General features: G+C 51.0%; 17 protein-coding genes. 1 reads left to right on the plus strand and 16 read right to left on the minus strand.

Translation table 11 applies throughout. The annotated features are described in order from the left end of the window. Positions 1 to 57 precede the first annotated feature (57 nt). The 8 genes from ACR65H_RS01330 to ACR65H_RS01365 all read right to left on the minus strand — a co-directional run bounded on the left by ACR65H_RS01330 (position 58) and on the right by ACR65H_RS01365 (position 11,386). Positions 58 to 222: a hypothetical protein gene (locus tag ACR65H_RS01330; RefSeq protein ID WP_440498253.1), complete on the minus strand. Its 165-nt coding sequence runs from the start codon at positions 220 to 222 to the stop codon at positions 58 to 60. Positions 223 to 577: 355 nt separating this feature from the next. Continuing rightward, positions 578 to 3,835 carry a fused isobutyryl-CoA mutase/GTPase IcmF gene (icmF, locus tag ACR65H_RS01335; RefSeq protein ID WP_440498254.1) on the minus strand — a complete coding sequence of 1,086 codons (3,258 nt, stop codon included), beginning with the start codon at positions 3,833 to 3,835 and terminating at the stop codon, positions 578 to 580. A 17-nt stretch (positions 3,836 to 3,852) separates the two neighbouring features. Beyond that, a complete protein-coding gene (locus ACR65H_RS01340; protein ID WP_440498255.1) occupies positions 3,853 to 4,479 on the minus strand; it encodes a TetR/AcrR family transcriptional regulator in 627 nt (208 codons plus the stop codon). 13 nt (positions 4,480 to 4,492) lie between these two features. Beyond that, entirely contained in the window at positions 4,493 to 5,632 is a 1,140-nt protein-coding gene (locus ACR65H_RS01345) for an acyl-CoA dehydrogenase (protein ID WP_440498256.1), read from the minus strand. 35 nt (positions 5,633 to 5,667) lie between these two features. Further along, positions 5,668 to 6,804: an acyl-CoA dehydrogenase gene (locus ACR65H_RS01350; protein WP_440498257.1), complete on the minus strand. Its 1,137-nt coding sequence runs from the start codon at positions 6,802 to 6,804 to the stop codon at positions 5,668 to 5,670. 186 nt (positions 6,805 to 6,990) lie between these two features. Then, entirely contained in the window at positions 6,991 to 7,842 is an 852-nt protein-coding gene (locus ACR65H_RS01355) for a 3-hydroxybutyryl-CoA dehydrogenase (protein ID WP_440498258.1), read from the minus strand. 24 nt (positions 7,843 to 7,866) lie between these two features. Continuing rightward, on the minus strand, positions 7,867 to 9,054 hold the full coding sequence (locus ACR65H_RS01360; RefSeq protein ID WP_440498259.1) for an acetyl-CoA C-acetyltransferase: 1,188 nt from the start codon (positions 9,052 to 9,054) through the stop codon (positions 7,867 to 7,869). Between the two features lie 181 nt (positions 9,055 to 9,235). Beyond that, entirely contained in the window at positions 9,236 to 11,386 is a 2,151-nt protein-coding gene (locus ACR65H_RS01365) for a (Fe-S)-binding protein (protein WP_440498260.1), read from the minus strand. A 258-nt stretch (positions 11,387 to 11,644) separates the two neighbouring features. Here ACR65H_RS01365 and ACR65H_RS01370 point away from each other — a divergent pair, with 258 nt between their 5' ends. Then, positions 11,645 to 11,857: a hypothetical protein gene (locus ACR65H_RS01370; protein WP_440498261.1), complete on the plus strand. Its 213-nt coding sequence runs from the start codon at positions 11,645 to 11,647 to the stop codon at positions 11,855 to 11,857. On the opposite strand, the gene ACR65H_RS01375 is transcribed toward ACR65H_RS01370, so the two are convergent. The 8 genes from ACR65H_RS01375 to ACR65H_RS01410 all read right to left on the minus strand — a co-directional run. After that, entirely contained in the window at positions 11,815 to 12,516 is a 702-nt protein-coding gene (locus ACR65H_RS01375; RefSeq protein ID WP_440498262.1) for a hypothetical protein, read from the minus strand. The genes ACR65H_RS01370 and ACR65H_RS01375 overlap by 43 nt on opposite strands. Next, positions 12,513 to 12,998, minus strand: coding sequence for an ECF transporter S component (locus ACR65H_RS01380; protein ID WP_440498263.1), 486 nt, complete (start codon positions 12,996 to 12,998; stop codon positions 12,513 to 12,515). Before ACR65H_RS01380 ends, ACR65H_RS01375 begins: the two co-directional genes overlap by 4 nt. Position 12,999: 1 nt before the next feature. Beyond that, positions 13,000 to 13,593, minus strand: coding sequence for a cob(I)yrinic acid a,c-diamide adenosyltransferase (locus tag ACR65H_RS01385; protein WP_440498264.1), 594 nt, complete (start codon positions 13,591 to 13,593; stop codon positions 13,000 to 13,002). Beyond that, on the minus strand, positions 13,590 to 13,988 hold the full coding sequence (locus ACR65H_RS01390; RefSeq protein ID WP_440498265.1) for a bifunctional adenosylcobinamide kinase/adenosylcobinamide-phosphate guanylyltransferase: 399 nt from the start codon (positions 13,986 to 13,988) through the stop codon (positions 13,590 to 13,592). The genes ACR65H_RS01385 and ACR65H_RS01390 overlap by 4 nt, the downstream gene beginning before the upstream one ends. Then, positions 13,940 to 14,536: a histidine phosphatase family protein gene (locus tag ACR65H_RS01395; protein ID WP_440498266.1), complete on the minus strand. Its 597-nt coding sequence runs from the start codon at positions 14,534 to 14,536 to the stop codon at positions 13,940 to 13,942. Before ACR65H_RS01395 ends, ACR65H_RS01390 begins: the two co-directional genes overlap by 49 nt. Beyond that, positions 14,509 to 15,273: an adenosylcobinamide-GDP ribazoletransferase gene (gene cobS / locus ACR65H_RS01400; RefSeq protein WP_440498267.1), complete on the minus strand. Its 765-nt coding sequence runs from the start codon at positions 15,271 to 15,273 to the stop codon at positions 14,509 to 14,511. Before cobS ends, ACR65H_RS01395 begins: the two co-directional genes overlap by 28 nt. A 1-nt stretch (position 15,274) precedes the next feature. Continuing rightward, the gene (locus ACR65H_RS01405) at positions 15,275 to 16,105 is read right to left on the minus strand and encodes a cobyric acid synthase (RefSeq protein WP_440498268.1); all 831 of its coding nucleotides are present in this window, start codon (positions 16,103 to 16,105) and stop codon (positions 15,275 to 15,277) included. Next, positions 16,102 to 16,887: bifunctional adenosylcobinamide kinase/adenosylcobinamide-phosphate guanylyltransferase (locus tag ACR65H_RS01410; protein WP_440498269.1), on the minus strand; the 786-nt coding region annotated here is incomplete at its 5' end. The genes ACR65H_RS01405 and ACR65H_RS01410, both read right to left, overlap by 4 nt.

The raw sequence follows: 16,887 nt of genomic DNA on the forward strand, positions 1-16,887 counted from the left end.
GTCCTTTCTCTGAGCAAAAGCATAATTATCATTATATACAATGAAGTGCCTGTTATGCTACCATCTTCTACTCTTCTTGAAGCGTTGGAATTCTTTGACGCTTAGGAAGCCGAGATAAAGGGCGGCAAGCAAGAATGGAATGGCACCGTAACCTACACCGTATAAGGAAAAGATGAGGATTATGATCACTATAATAATCAATACATGATGATACAGTTTCATCTCCTCACCTCTTTCCCCAATGTTCTTTTATTATACGTGGAAGGAACAGGCAAAATCCACTTTTCAAAATGATTTTTCGAAATGTTTTTATGAATGAAAGCCGTTTGAAAAAGAACGCCCTTCCATAAGAGCGTTCCGGAGTGTAGACAAAGTCATCTTTTCGACTTTGTCTACACTTTTTTAGGTATATAGCAATGGTCAGCAACTTTCTCAGCCTGAATGAAAACGCTTGTCAGCCTAGGCGCGAAGTCAAGCGAAGACGCGAATAGAACTAAAGTTCATGAGCGGACGAGCGAGACGAGCAACAACGGATGCGAGCGTTTTTCAACAGGCTGAGCGTTCCCCATTTCATTCATTACATATTCCTGCGATATTGGCCGCCTACTTCGTAAAGTGCGTTCGTAATTTGGCCGAGGCTTGCAACTTTGACGGTTTCCATCAGCTCTGCGAAGATATTGCCGCCTGTCATTGCGACTTCTTGCAGTTTTTTCAACGCTTCCGCTGACGTGTCGCCATGCTTCGATTGGAAGGCGCGCAAGTTGGCGATTTGCGTCTCTTTCTCTTCCTTCGTCGCACGGGCGATTTCCATATTGTCGATGTCCTCTTCGGAAGGCGGATTCGGGTTCAAGTACGTGTTTACGCCGATGATCGGCAGTTCGCCCGAGTGCTTCTTCATTTCGTAGAGCATCGATTCCTCTTGGATTTTACCTCGCTGGTATTGCGTTTCCATCGATCCAAGCACGCCGCCGCGGTCGTTCAGACGGTCGAATTCCTGTAGAACGGACTCTTCGACGAGGTCGGTCAGTTCTTCGATAATGAAAGATCCTTGGAGCGGATTTTCGTTCTTCGAGAGTCCGTGTTCCTTCGTAATGATCATTTGGATCGCCATCGCACGGCGGACCGATTCCTCCGTCGGTGTCGTAATCGCTTCGTCGTACGCATTTGTATGGAGCGAGTTGCAGTTGTCCTGCAATGCCATAAGCGCTTGTAATGTCGTACGGATATCGTTGAAGTCGATTTCTTGTGCATGCAAGCTTCGTCCGGACGTCTGTACGTGATACTTCAGCTTTTGGCTTCGTTCATTTGCGCCATATTTTTCACGCATGGCGACTGCCCAAATGCGGCGAGCAACCCGGCCGATGACTGTATACTCCGGATCAAGTCCGTTCGAGAAGAAGAACGACAAGTTCGGTGCGAAATCATCGACGTTCATGCCACGGCTCAAATAGTACTCGACGTACGTGAATCCGTTCGCAAGCGTGAACGCAAGCTGCGAAATCGGATTTGCTCCGGCTTCCGCAATATGATAGCCAGAAATTGAGACAGAGTAGTAGTTGCGCACTTTCTGGTCGATGAAATATTGCTGGATATCGCCCATCATGCGGAGCGCGAATTCCGTCGAGAAGATGCATGTATTCTGCCCTTGGTCTTCCTTCAGAATGTCCGCTTGCACCGTTCCGCGGACGACTTGCAGCGTCGCATTCCGGACTTCAGTGAATTCCTCGACTGTCAACACGCGGCCTAGTTCTTCCTCTTTCAGCTTCACTTGCTGATCGACGGCCGTATTCATGAACATCGCAAGGATGATCGGCGCAGGACCGTTGATCGTCATCGAAACGGATGTTGACGGCGCGCATAGGTCAAAGCCGTCATATAGCTTTTTCATGTCTTCGAGCGTACAAATGCTGACGCCTGATTCTCCGACTTTGCCGTAAATGTCCGGACGCTCGTCGGGATCTTCACCGTATAACGTGACCGAGTCGAATGCTGTGGACAGCCGTTTTGCGTCATCATCTTTCGAGAGGTAGTGGAAGCGGCGGTTCGTCCGTTCCGGCGTCCCTTCTCCCGCAAATTGGCGTTTCGGATCCTCGCCTTCCCGCTTGAACGGGAACACTCCTGCTGTATATGGGAATGAGCCCGGGACATTCTCTTTGTACACCCAGCGAAGAATCTCGCCATAATCCTTGAATTTCGGCAATGACACTTTCGGAATCTTCAACCCTGACAAACTTGTCGTCGTTAGCAGAGTGCGAAGCTCTTTATCACGGATTTTCGTAATGAACTCATCACCCGCATACGATTCTTTCAAAGTTTCCCAGTTGTTGAGAATCCGCTTTGATTCCCCAGAAAGCTCTTCACGCACACTTTCCGCCAATGATTCAAGCGAAGCGACGAGCGCATTGTCAGGCGATTTTTCATTCACCGCCTCAATCGCGCCCTCCAGTTGGAATAAACGGCGGGCAAGATCGACTTGCTGCGCGGATTTCTTATGATAATCGCGGATTGTGCTTGCGATTTCACGTAAATAATGAACGCGGTCGTTCGGGATGATGACGTTCTGTTTTTGCGTTTTCACAAAATCAGTGTAAGAAGTTTCCCAATCAAGGCCGCATTTTTCATTCAACTTCGAAACGAGTGCAGCAAACAGTGAATTCGTCCCTTTGTCGTTGAATTGGCTCGCAATCGTGCCGTAGACAGGCATCGTGTCGAGATCTTTATCGAAAAGGAGATGGCTCCGTTGGTATTGCTTCTGCACTTGGCTAAGCGCATCTTCGGACCCTTTCCGCTCAAATTTATTAATGACGATCAAATCTGCGAAATCGATCATGTCGATCTTCTCGAGCTGCGTCGGTGCACCGAATTCGCTCGTCATGACGTACATTGACACGTCGGATACTTCGGTAATCTCAGCATCCCCTTGCCCGATCCCGCTCGTCTCAACGATGATCAGATCGTAGCCAGCCGTTTTCACGACGTCGAGCACATCCTTAATGGCGCCCGATAGCTCGGAGCGGGAACCGCGTGTCGCCAAGCTGCGCATGAAGACGCGCTTGTTGAAAATGGCGTTCATGCGGATCCGGTCGCCGAGCAGCGCGCCACCCGTCTTCTGCTTCGTCGGGTCGATCGAGAGGATGGCGACTTTCTTATCCGGCAATTCACGCAAGAAACGGCGGATCAGTTCGTCGGTGAGTGAAGATTTCCCTGCTCCCCCCGTACCTGTAATCCCGAGGACAGGCGTGTTTTTCGATAATTCCCTAGCTTTTTGGATGAGGTTAATCGCGTCACGGTTTTCCTTGTTATACATTTCCTCCGCGTACGTAATCAAATTGGCAAGCACTTCAGGATTATCCGTGCCCACTTTTTCTAGATTGGCTAATTCATCTTCCACTTCGGTAAGGAAATCGCACTCCTCCACCATCCGGTTGATCATCCCTTGCAGCCCCATCTTGCGGCCGTCCTCCGGCGAGAAAATCCAAGCGATGCCGTAGTCATGCAATTCCTTAATTTCCTTCGGCAAGATGACGCCGCCACCCCCGCCGTAAATGCGGATATGAGGAGCACCTTTTTCCTGAAGCAGGTCATACATATATTTGAAGTATTCAACATGCCCTCCCTGATAGGAGGAAATCGCAATCCCTTGCACATCTTCCTGGATCGCCGCATTGACGACTTCCTCTACGGAACGGTTATGGCCGAGGTGGATCACTTCCGCCCCCGTCGACTGCAAAATACGGCGCATAATATTGATCGACGCGTCATGCCCATCAAACAAGCTCGACGCCGTCACAAAACGCACATGATGCTTCGGTTTATAAATCTCGGTTGTAGTCATTTTATAGCAACCCCCTTTTATTGATTCCCCACGATTCCCTTGAACAATTGGTCTGTCTGGTAGTCGATGAATTGATCGATTGTGTAGGTGCCGCGCAATGCCCATCGGCGGAATGCCCACATTTGCCCTTGTACGACGACGTGGTGAGCCGCCATGTCGACCGCCTCCTCGCCGATGCGCAATTCACCCGACCGTACGCATGCGAGCAGCAAATTCTTGAATAGGGCAACCATTTCCATCTCTTTTTTGAGGACATATTGGAGCGCGTCCTTCGGCAATGACTTCGATTCCTGGTACATGACGACGAATTCGTCGGACATGTCGTCGATCAGGTGGTAATACGAATCGATCGCTTCGCGTAATCCTGCACTATTTCCTTCCTGATCCATCAATGTTGACAGTCGGTTTTGCACTTCATTGTAAATGCTATCACAGACGAGATAGAGGACGTCCTCTTTCGTACGGATATATTCATAGAGCGTGCCGATGCTGAAGCCAGCTGCTTTAGCTATCTCCCTCGTCGTTGCCCGGTGGAATCCTTTTTCCTTGAAGAGCTGGACGGCTCCGTCGATGATCTGCTCGCGCCTTTTTTCAATCAAACCTTCATCTTTGACAGACGATTTCACTTCACGTTTCACTTGCATCATGCACCCCCGATTATTTTGTCAACATGCGGGAGATGACGAGACGCTGGATTTCCTGCGTTCCTTCGTAGATTTGCGTAATCTTCGCGTCACGCATGAATCGCTCGACCGGATAGTCCTTCGTATAACCATAGCCGCCATACACTTGGACTGCTTCCGTCGTCACTTTCATCGCCGTATCCCCTGCCATCAGTTTCGCCATCGCGGATGCTTTTCCATACGGCAAGTCGTTCGATTCGAGCCACGCCGCCTGGTATGTAAGCAAGCGGGAAGCTTCCGTCGCCGTCGCCATATCAGCCAATTTGAAGCCGACGCCTTGATTCGCCGCAATCGGCTTACCAAACTGAACGCGTTCCTTCGCATAATCGACCGCTGCGTCGAGCGCTCCTTGCGCGATACCGACCGCTTGTGCAGCAATCCCGTTCCGGCCGCCGTCCAACGTCTTCATCGCGATAATGAACCCTTCGCCTTCCGCACCTAGCATATTCTCCTTCGGCACGCGGCAGTTGTCGAACATGATTTCAGTTGTAGGAGATGAACGGATGCCGAGCTTCTTCTCCTTCTTCCCGACCGAGAAGCCTGCGAAGTCCTTCTCGACGATGAATGCGCTTGTGCCTTTATGCTTCGATTCCGGATCAGTTACTGCGAACACGATATAAATGTCGGCAATTCCGCCGTTTGTAATGAAAATCTTCGAGCCGTTCAGAACGTAATCGTTACCATCAAGCTTCGCAGTCGTACGCATGCCGCCAGCATCAGAACCTGAACCCGGCTCCGTCAAACCGTACGCACCAATTTTCTTTCCTTCCGCCATCGGACGAAGATACTTCTGCTTTTGCTCTTCCGTACCGAATTTGTATACCGGCCATCCAGCGAGTGATGTGTGCGCGGATAATGTAACCCCAGTCGACGCACAGACGCGTGACAATTCCTCTACCGCGATGCAATACGCAAGATAATCGCTGCCGATGCCGCCATATTCTTCAGGCCAAGGAATTCCCGTCAGCCCGAGCTCAGCCATCTTATTCCAAATATCCATATCGAAGCGCTCTTCCTCATCGCGTTCCGCAGCAGTCGGTGCAACATCCTTCTCCGCGAAATCACGCACCATTTTCCGAATCATTTCATGCTCTTCCGATAATCTAAAATCCATGTCAACTTCCTCCTATAGGTAGATTTTCTCTATTTTCACTTCGTTAAATGCTTATTGATGACGATGCGTTGGATTTCGCTTGTGCCTTCGTAGATTTGCGTTACTTTGGCGTCGCGGAAGTAGCGTTCGACCGGGTAATCTTCGGTGTAGCCGTAGCCGCCAAAAATTTGGACCGCCTCGATTGCATTATCCATTGCGGTTTGTGACGCGAACAATTTCGCCATCGATGCCTCTTGGCCGCATGGCTTTCCTTCAGCGCGAAGTTGAGCGGCGCGGTAGACGAGGAGTCTCGATGCTTCGGATGCGGTCGCCATGTCCGCTAATTTGAAGCCGACTCCTTGGTTCGCAACGATCGGTTTCCCGAACTGTACGCGCTCCTTCGCATATGATGTAGCCGCTTCGAGCGCCGCTTCACCGATGCCGAGCGCCTGTGCTGCGATGCCGATCCGGCCGACGTCGAGGTTCGCCATTGCGATTTTGAAACCCTCTCCCTCTTCACCGAGACGGTTCTCCGCGGGCACTTTCATATCTTCGAATGTAAGCTGCACGGTTCGCGATCCATGAAGGCCCATCTTTTCTTCATCTTTTCCGATGATCAAGCCCGGGGTGTCTTTATCGACGATGAAGCCTGTAATGCCGTACGTCCCTTGCGACGGATCGGTTGAGGCGAAGACGATATACACGTCCGCCTCCCCGCCGTTCGTAATGAACACTTTCGAGCCGTTCAGTACGTAATGATCGCCTTTGTTCACAGCTTTCGTTTTCAATGAGCCGGCGTCCGATCCTGCTCCAGGCTCTGTCAGGCAGAACGCACCTAAGTATTCGCCAGACGCCATTTTCGGCAAGTAGCGGTTTTTCTGCTCTTCATTGCCGAAATACATGATCGGGTTCGTGCCGACGGATGTGTGGACGGAAAGAATGACGCCCATGACCGCGCTCACTTTTGACAGTTCGTGGATGGCGATGATATAAGAAACAAAGTCCATCTCGGAGCCGCCATATTTTTCAGGAACGGTAATGCCCATCAATCCAAGCTCGCCCATTTTCTTTAAGATTTCACGCGGAAACTCCCCCGCTTCCATCCGTGGAATGAACGGCTCGATTTCCGATTTCGCAAAATCCCTCACCATCGTGCGCATCATCTGCTGTTCTTCGGTGAATGTTAAATTCATTGGAATTAACTCCTTTACTTAACGTACTATTCGCTTGTTATCGGTCAAATCCGGTGAGTTATCGGTCAAGTTCACAATTTTATCGGTCATATACGATCGAATATCGGTCAAGTTCACAATTTTATCGGTCAACTTCCGCAAGTTATCGTCATTTAATGACCTTAGACTTATCAAGCGCTCTTCACATTATGAATATTCATAGAAGCCGCGGCCGGATTTTTTGCCGAGCCAGCCTGCATTGACATACTTTCGAAGCAGCGGGCAAGGACGGTATTTCGAGTCGCCAAACCCTTCGTGGAGCGTTTCCATAATGTACAGGCATGTGTCGAGTCCGATGAAATCAGCCAATTGCAACGGTCCCATCGGGTGGTTCATGCCAAGCTTCATCACTTCATCGATCGCTTCCTTCGATGCAACGCCTTCATACAGCGTGTAGATCGCCTCATTGATCATCGGCATAAGGACGCGGTTCGCGACGAATCCCGGGAAGTCATTCACTTCAACAGGCGTTTTCGATAGTTTACGAGTCATGTCCTCGACAGCCTGATACACTTCATCGGACGTCGCAAGCCCGCGAATAATTTCAACGAGCTTCATGACGGGCACCGGGTTCATATAATGCATGCCGATGACGTTTTCCGGACGATTCGTCGCCGCTGCGATTTCCGTAATCGGAAGGGATGATGTATTTGTTGCGAGGATGGCATGTGCTGGTGCAATCCCATCAAGCTTCACAAAGATTGATTTCTTAATGTCCATATTTTCGACCGCCGCCTCGATGACGATGTCGACGTCGTGTGCGTCCTCTAGATCGAGCGACTTTGTAATGCGCCCGAGGACTTGCGTTTTTTCATCTTCCGTCATGCGCTCTTTTTCGACGTTACGGGAAAGATTTTTCGCAATGACCGCAAGCCCTTTCTCATAGGACTCCTCTTTTATATCGTTCAATTTCACGTCGAAACCGGCTTGCGCACACACTTGGGCGATGCCCCCGCCCATTTGCCCAGCTCCGATGACCATCACTTTTTTGATTTCCATAATGAAGTTCCTCCGTCTCCGCATTTATTCCACTTCAATCATAATCGCGTCGCCTTGCCCACCGCCTGAACAGATCGCTGCAATCCCGATGCCGCCTCCGCGACGTTTCAGTTCGTAAGCGAGCGTCAAGATGATCCGTGCTCCGCTTGCGCCGATCGGATGGCCAAGTGCGACTGCTCCACCGTTGACATTCACTTTTTCAGGATCGAGGCCCGCGATTTGCGAGCTTGCGAGAGCGACTGCCGCGAAAGCTTCGTTTATTTCAACTAAATCAATGTCCTTCAATTCTTTGCCCGTCTTCTTCAGCAATTCATTAATGACGAGGCCTGGCGTCTGCGGGAAGTTTTCCGGCTCGATGGCGACTTCGGCGTGACCGATAATCGTTGCGAGAGGTTTTTTCCCTTCCTTCAATGCACGTTCTTCATTCATGAGGACGAGTGCACACGCCCCGTCATTGACGCCTGGCGCGTTACCTGCCGTGATCGTACCGTCGTTGCCGAATGCAGGACGCAGTTTCGCAAGCGATTCGAGAGACGTATCGCGACGCGGCGCTTCGTCCGTATCGACGACGACCGGGTCCCCTTTCCGCTGCGGAATTTCCACCGCGACGATTTCCTCCGCAAATTTCCCTTCGTCAATCGCTGCATTCGCCCGTTCGTGACTGCGCAGCGACCATTCGTCCTGCATTTCGCGTGTCAATGAAAACTCGCTCGCCGTACCGTTGCCATACGTCCCCATATGGACGCGTTCCGGTGAAAATGAACAGGACAGGCCGTCATAGATCATGCCGTCGACCAAAGGAGCATCGCCCATCTTCAATCCGAATCGCCCTTTCGGCAAATAATATGGCGCGTTCGACATCGATTCCATGCCGCCCGCAACGATTACTTCTTCGTCCCCGAGCCGGATGAGCTGGTCCCCGAGCGTGACACTGCGCATGCCAGATGCGCATACTTTATTCACCGTCTCGGTTTTCACGGACCATGGAAGCCCCGCCTTCACTGCCGCCTGCCTCGAAGGGATTTGCCCCTGCCCCGCTTGCAGCACCGTTCCGATGATCACTTCATCGACTTCCTCTTCTTTCACACCCGACCGTTTCAATGCTTCCTTAATGGCAATTCCGCCTAGATCACTAGCTGTTTTTGTGGATAAAGCACCGCCAAACTTTCCGAACGGCGTACGTGCCCCGTCCAAGATGACTGTTTTTCCCATTCCCTTCTCCTCCATTTCAGCATGATAACGTTTTCATTTTACTGCAGAGAGCGATGACTGAACGCTCGCTCGGTGACTGTTCGAAAAAAAAGGGAGCACGTAGACTCCCCTTTTTTCATGAAGCTTTTACGCTCCCAATTTTCTTAATTATATCGTTCTTTCCAAACTCTCGCAATATACTTTACTGAAGAATCGGCTCTTCTTCCTCCACGACTGCCGGTTGGAAGTCTCCGCCGAAAATAGAACGCTCGAGCAATTCTGCGATGTCGTACGTGCCGACTTTGTCTTCCACTTCGATTGCTTTCGTACCGTCTGAAAGCATCGTCAAGCAGTAAGGACATCCAGAGGAAATGATGCCTGGGCTCACTTCCATCGCCTGTTCCGTACGCGCAACGTTGACGCGGTGGCCGGTATCCTCTTCCATCCACATGAGTCCGCCGCCCGCTCCGCAGCACATGCCGTCCTGGCGGTTCCGCTTCATCTCCACAAGGTTGACGCCCGGAATCGCTTTGAGGATTTCTCGCGGTGCATCGTACACATCGTTATATCTTCCGAGGTAGCATGAGTCATGGAACGTGATCGTTTCATTGATTTCATGCACTGGCTTCAGCTTCCCTTGCATGACAAGGTCATACAGCATTTCGGTATGGTGGAGCACTTCCGCCTTGAAGCCGAAATCCGGATATTCGTTCTTAAAAATATTATATGCATGCGGGTCGATCGTGACGATTTTTTTGACGCCTGCCTTTTCAAATTCGTCGATATTCGATGTTGCAAGTTCTTGGAATAAAAACTCATTCCCTAAACGTCTCGGTGTATCACCGGAGTTCTTCTCTTTATTCCCAAGGATGGCGAATTTGACGCCCGCTTCGTTCATAAGATGCGCAAATGCGAGTGCAATCTTTTGCGAACGATTGTCGAAAGCACCCATTGAGCCGACCCAGAATAGGAATTCGAATTCTTCATCCGCCTTCTTCATTTCCTTCACTGTCGGAATATGAAGATCCGGACGTGCGTCGCGCCAGTTCTCCTTCTCTTTTCGGTTAAGCCCCCACGGATTCCCTTGGCGTTCGATATTCGTCATCGCACGCTGCGCATCCGCATCCATCTTCCCTTCCGTCATGACGAGATAACGGCGGAGGTCGATAATTTTGTCGACATGCTCGTTCATGACCGGACATTGGTCTTCACAGTTACGGCACGTCGTACATGCCCAAATTTCCTCTTCAGTGATCACATCGCCGATGAGGGATGGGTTGTAAATATCGTCGAGCGTCGCGCCTTCCAAACCTGCAGCCAATGCAATTTGATTCCCTTTCGTGTTTCCGAAAGCAAATGTCGGCACCCACGGCTGTTTCTTCGTAACGAGTGCACCTGTATTCGTCAGATTGTCACGTAGTTTTGTAATCAAATCCATCGGAGACAGCATCTTGCCCGTCCCGGTTGCTGGACACATATTCGTACAGCGTCCACATTCCACGCATGCGTAGAAGTCGATCATCTGCTTTTGCGTGAAATCGGTGATTTTGCCTACTCCGAGCGCAGGCATATCATCTTCGTCTTCCGCTTCTTCAAGCGCTTCGAAGTCGATCGGCGCAAGCTTGCCTCTACGGTCAAAACGCATCATATACGTATTGACAGGACCTGCGATCAAGTGCGCATGCTTTGATTGCGGCACGTACACGAGGAATGTAAGCAATGTCAGCAAGTGAATCCACCAAGCGATGAAGAATACGACTGCAGCGGCTGTCGGGCTCATGAAGCTGAAAACGCTTGCAATTGCAGACGCCATAGGCTCTGTCCACGTCGGTTCATGCCCTTGCCAAATCATGTTCATGCCATTGGATACGAGCGTCGACACCATCAGCGTGCCGATGAAAATAAGGACGAGCCCTGATTTCCAGCCTCGCTTCAAGCGGACAAGCTTTTCAACATAACGACGTTGAAACGCCCAGACGACCGCGACCAAAATGACAGCTACAACGATTTCCTGGAAAAACGTGAATCCGCCGTAAATCGGCCCAAATGGTAAATGCGATCCAGGCTTCAGCCCTTTCCAGATGAGGTCGATCGCCCCAAATTGGACGAGCAGGAATCCATAGAAGAACATGACGTGGATCGCTCCACTTTTCTTATCCTTCAATAGCTTTTTCTGCCCGAACACATTCACCCAAACTTCTTTCAGACGGCGGGATACATTATTGTCGAACTCTTCCTTCCGCCCAAGCTTTATGAATTCGACCCGTGTCTTGATCAAATACGTGAACAATGCAAGCGCATATGCCACAACCGCCAAGAAAAGAACCCAATTGGCTATCAATAAAGCATTCATCTTATATTCTCTCCTTCCCTTATCGGAACGTTATGAATAGTGTAGTAGAAAATAAGTATTGTGTCGATGTTCTATTTCATAGTCTAAGTTATGAATGAGCATTCAGTCAACGTAAATTTTTATGTAGGGATAATTTTTAGAGCATTAAGAATGTGAGTTTATTGACATGAGGGAGATTACATAGGGCTTGTGTGGATGCACTTTAGACGCTAGGGTGCTTGCTTTGAGCGCAGGGGGGCGCTTTAGACGCGAGGATGCTTGTTTTGGACGCAGGGGGCGCGTTTAGACGCGAGGATGCTTGTTTTGGACGCGGGATGCGCTTTGGACGCGAGGATGCTTGTTTTGGACGCTGGGGGACTCGCTTTGGACGCGAGGATGCTTGTTTTGGACGCAGGTGTGTTTGTTTCAACATCAAAAACAGCTTCCGGTCATATTCCATCCCGAAAACTGTTAATTTCATTGATCTTATAAAGGGATCCAACAAACAACTGACGGGCTTTTTTGATAGCATGGGCGTCAATGCCGAGAAGCACCGATGTTGAAGGTCCTGCCGATGAATGAATATCGACATCCGTTTCAATTTCGATCTGGGGATCCCCCATCAACCTTCTGTATTCCGCAAGAATCCCTTGCGAACCGACCGGCCAGATTTTTTGAATCAACCCATCGTCCATCGCATCCTTGATTAGCCGAAGCGATGCGATTTCGCTCCTTCTCTCGAGCACTTCATTCCCGACAAGCGGAATGCCGTAGACGTACCAATCCAGCCTACCAATTTCCTCAACAAGCCGCTGCCTCCCGATCATCGTGACGGCAACCGCCGATTGTATGAGCTCCATATTCGTTTCCGTGCTGCCTGAGATTACAGGAATTTCAAGCCCGGCGTCCCGGAAAACATCTTCCACTCCTGCCACGTAAGACTCCCAGCTGTCCGGTCCGGTAAAATTGTGAATAAGTACGGAAATCGGATCCGCCTGCGCAGCCCACTGCTCAAGCAACGCAACGCGGGCGGCGAAATGTGCCGTCACTTGATCCGGAACCGCGACAACGTCTTGCGGCTTCTCCCCGATGCCGCCCGAATTATCCGTCGTGACAACGAATCCATCGCCGAGCATAATTGCATTTCTCATCGGACAATCCCAAATCTGCCGCTTGCCGCTTTAGAAAGTACCGGCATGACAACTGCCGCTACTACAGCATTCATGACTGTTGCCAATAATATTGCAGGCACCGCCCCAACAAAAAACGCTGGCGACACGAGAAAATAAAATGGCAGCGGTGCAAGCAACCCGTTCGCAACAATGAAGAACACCCACTTTGTGGAGTGGTGTCCCGCTTGATGGAGACGCGTGAAAACATAAAGGATGATCATCATTTCAATCGCGATCAGGATATGGAATGGACCGAGCGGAAAGCCCGCGTACATCGCGGACGCGAGATGGCCCGTCATCGAAGCGGCTCCGACGAGCACGGGCGGCAAGAAAGATGCCGCAAGCAGTGCCGGTACCGTATCAAGCGCTAAAGAGCCGACGCCGGACGGAATTTTAATGAATCCGCCCACCGCGCAAAGTGCAGCAAATAAAGCGGTGAGCGTAATTTTTCTAAGTTTCATGTCAATCCTCTTTCTTTTCCGCTTTCTCTTTACCCGTCCGGAACACTTTTGCACTGCGGACGTATTCATTATCAGGAACGCCAAGACGCGCATTGACGATGCGTGCCGCGACGAAAAGATAATCCGATAGGCGGTTCAAGTACTTTTGAACAGTCGCCGGCACATCTTCCTCCGCTTTCATCAACGTCACCGTCAACCGTTCCGCACGGCGCGTCACCGTACGCGCGATATGCAACGTCGCGGCAGCAGGAGATCCACCGGGTAGTATGAATTTCTCAAGCGGCGGCGCTTCTTCCATCAACTCGTCGATCCTCTTCTCAAGCACTTCGATCGGCTCTTCTGTCAGCTTGTAATGGCGTTCTTTCATGACATTTGCCAAATCTCCGCCGCCGTCGAATAATTCATTCTGAATCGCTTCCAAATCCGCAAGCAAATCCGTGAACCTATCGCCTTCAAGCTCCGTCATCGCTTTCCCGATGAACGAGTTCAATTCATCCATCGTCCCGTACGCTTCAATGCGGGCACTGTCTTTGTCAACTCGGCCCCCAATTAGGCTCGTTTTCCCTTTATCTCCGGTTTTCGTATAGATTTTCATATGCTTTCTCCCCTTTTCTTCAATGTTTGTGCAAGCCCGTACCAAATCCTCGTGACGTCATCCGCCTGCGCCATCAACCGCTGATACAGCCTGCCGCAAGCATCGCGCAGCTTCCGCTGTTCTGCATCCATCGGCACGATGCCCCGTCCGATGTCGGTCAAAATGAAAATGACGTCCTTGCCTCCGATCGATTTCAATATGAATTCCACCGCATCGGCTTCAGGCAGTTCCGTCTGCGCAAGCCATTGCTCGATACGATCGATGACGACCGTCACATCTGCCGGAAATTCCAACCTACCGACGGAACAATCGAGCCATTGATGCGGAACATTTGCAAGCATCCTTCTCACATACTCCCTTTTCCCGTTATGGGCACCTCCGACAATGATACGCATCGCTTGCCCTCCTTCATTTCATTGTGATTGCGCCATTCGAACTTCCAAACCGACCTGTGCGGAATTTGCCATGACCAGAAATCCCGTAGGGCAGGTGAAAATTTCGTAAGCGCAATACGGATTGGGCCGCCATGCGTGACGACAACAGCTCCATTCGGCAATGAAATCAATGCATCCATTACACGACGCTCTACGTCCGCAAGGCTTTCCCCGCCACGCGGTGCAAACATATGCGGATCATCGAGCCAGTTCCGGTAGTCCTTATCCATTTCAAGGTCGGCATACGTTTTCCCTTCAAAATCGCCGAAATGGCATTCACGCAATCTTGCATCTGCTATATAGGACGAACCAGGCATTAACAACGCCGCACTTTGCCTCGCCCTCTGCAGATCGCTCCCATAAACGATTCCGCTTTCAGGCATCGGAATTGTCCGAGCCATATCGCTCATCGGTTCCATCGGCTCATCCGTCCACCCGATATATTTCTTCTCGCGGTTTCCAAACGTCGGCAAGTGCCGAATCAAATACAAATGATGATCGCTAGCCATAACAACGCCTCCGTCCCTTCGATGAACGCCCCGCATAAGTCACCCGAAACGCCGCCGAAATGCTTCAACGACCAACTTCTGAAAAGGAATACAGCTCCACTTACAACAATAAGGAAAACGACAGGCAAAATATTGGAATGAAGGACAAATCCAAGTGCAATGGCAACCGCAAGTCCTATGCCGAACGACGACGCATTCAACGTACCCGTTGCCAGTTTCTCCTTGAAGAAGTGCGCAATTCCTTTCTCCTTCGCAAGGCGCGTCGTTGAAAAGTAGACGTTCATGCCGGCACGTGCCAGTAACGGGACAGCGATAAAGTACGGCAGCAGCACGCCGTTGCGATGAAGCAATTCTTGAAACAAAGCGATTTTCACAATGACCAACAGGACGAGTGCCATCGTACCGAACGCGCCGATCCGCGGATCGTCTAAAATTTCCAACCGTTTTTCACGATCGCGATACGAAAAAAACGCGTCTCCCATGTCAGCGAAACCATCCAAATGCAGGCCGCCCGTCAGCGCGATGCCTGCCACGACGACGAAAACCGCGGCAAGCAGCGAGCCTGTGCCGATAACGTCCACAAAGAGCATCGCAACACCAAACATCGCAAGTCCGATGAGCCCCCCGACAAACGGCAAGGCGACATACATGCCCGTCACGTCTTTCCGTTCCATCGGCAGTTCTTTCCGGATTGGGATGGACGTGAAAAATTGAAGTGCGAGCAACAATCCGTTCACATCAGTCCACCTGCCCCGCGATGACCGACAGGACGAACGGCCAATCGACATGCGCTTTCACATGTTCCGCCCAAGCATCGTATACATCCGTTCCGGCCGGCGCCTCAGTCATCGGCCGGTCCACGTCTTCCTCTTCGATCCCGTGATTCATCTTATGCGGAATGACCCCGACGACGCGAATGCCGGTGTATGATTCGATAAAGTCGACACCTTCCTGGAATAAAGCGGCGTCCCCGTGGAATTTATTGATGAGGATCCCTTTTACGCGGGTCCGGTGCTCCGGCGCCAGCAATTGAAGCGTCCCGACAATCGAAGCGATCGCGCCGCCCCTGTCGATATCCGCGACGAGCAGCACAGGAACGTCCGCCATATCCGCCATACGCATATTGACAATTTCCCGATCGTTCAAGTTCACTTCGGCAGGACTTCCCGCTCCTTCAATGACGAGTATGTCAAACGAGTCCGCTAGCCGATCAAGCGAAGTCCGGATTGCTTGTAGAGCACGGTCGAAAAACTGCGTCCGGTATTCCATTCCATCCACCGCTTCGAACGTCTCTCCGAAAAATCGGACATCCGATTTCATATTGCCCAACGGCTTCAACAAAATTGGATTCATTTCGATGACAGGTTTCGTCCGCGCCGCTTCCGCCTGCAAAAACTGCGCCCGGCTCATCTCTTTCCCGTCTTCCGTCGTTGCGGAAAATCGCGACATGTTCTGCGATTTGAATGGGGCGACCCGCATCCCTTCGTCTGAAAGCAGCCGGCATAACGCCGTGCAGATCATCGTCTTTCCGACATCTGAAGCCGTTCCCATCACCATGATCCCTTTCATCGCACAGCCACCTGCCCTTCCTTTTTCCAATAAAGCGGCAGCCCGTAGTCCATCTCAATCGCGTCATCGCTTAAGCTGACGAGATGTTGATGCAACTTGCCGATCCACTTGCAGTATGTTTGTGTCTCTTCGTACATTGAGGTTGGTTCGTCCAGCACTTCATTTGAAACGATGATGAAATGCGCTCCCCTGTTTCGAAGTTTTTCTACGGTTTCGAGTAGCTGAACTGCTTTTTGTTCCATGCACCCTTCCTTATGGATGCAGTATGTACCGTCCTGTTCCTCGTATAGTTCGTTCGCCAGCCACGTCGTTAAGCAATCCCATAGGACGAAATCGTTTGGTTGAATGAACGGCAAGGCTCCGGCAAAGTCGACCGGCTGTTCAATCGTCGTCCAGCTCGCGTGCGCCCGGTCCAGCTTATGCTTTTCAATCCGCTGCTCCATTTCCTTATCGACCGCGCGACCGGAAGCGATATAGACGAGCCTGCCGCCGCAATTTGCGGCGTCTTCAACGAGCACCTTCTCCGCGAATGCACTTTTGCCGCTCCGCACGCCGCCGCTAATGAACGTCAGTTTCCCTCCCATGAAATTGGACCACCTTTCCTTACCTATTTTGAGCGCATCCTCGCTTGTTTTGAGCGCGGAAACGGTTTCTTGAGCGCGAATCCGCTTCTGTTGAGCGCGGAAACGGTTTCTTGAGCGCGAGTCCGCTTCTGTTGAGCGCGGAAACGGTTTCTTGAGCGCGAGTCCGCTTCTGTTGAGCGCGGAAACGGTTTCTTGAGC

The organism is Sporosarcina sp. SAFN-015, from assembly GCF_059415085.1.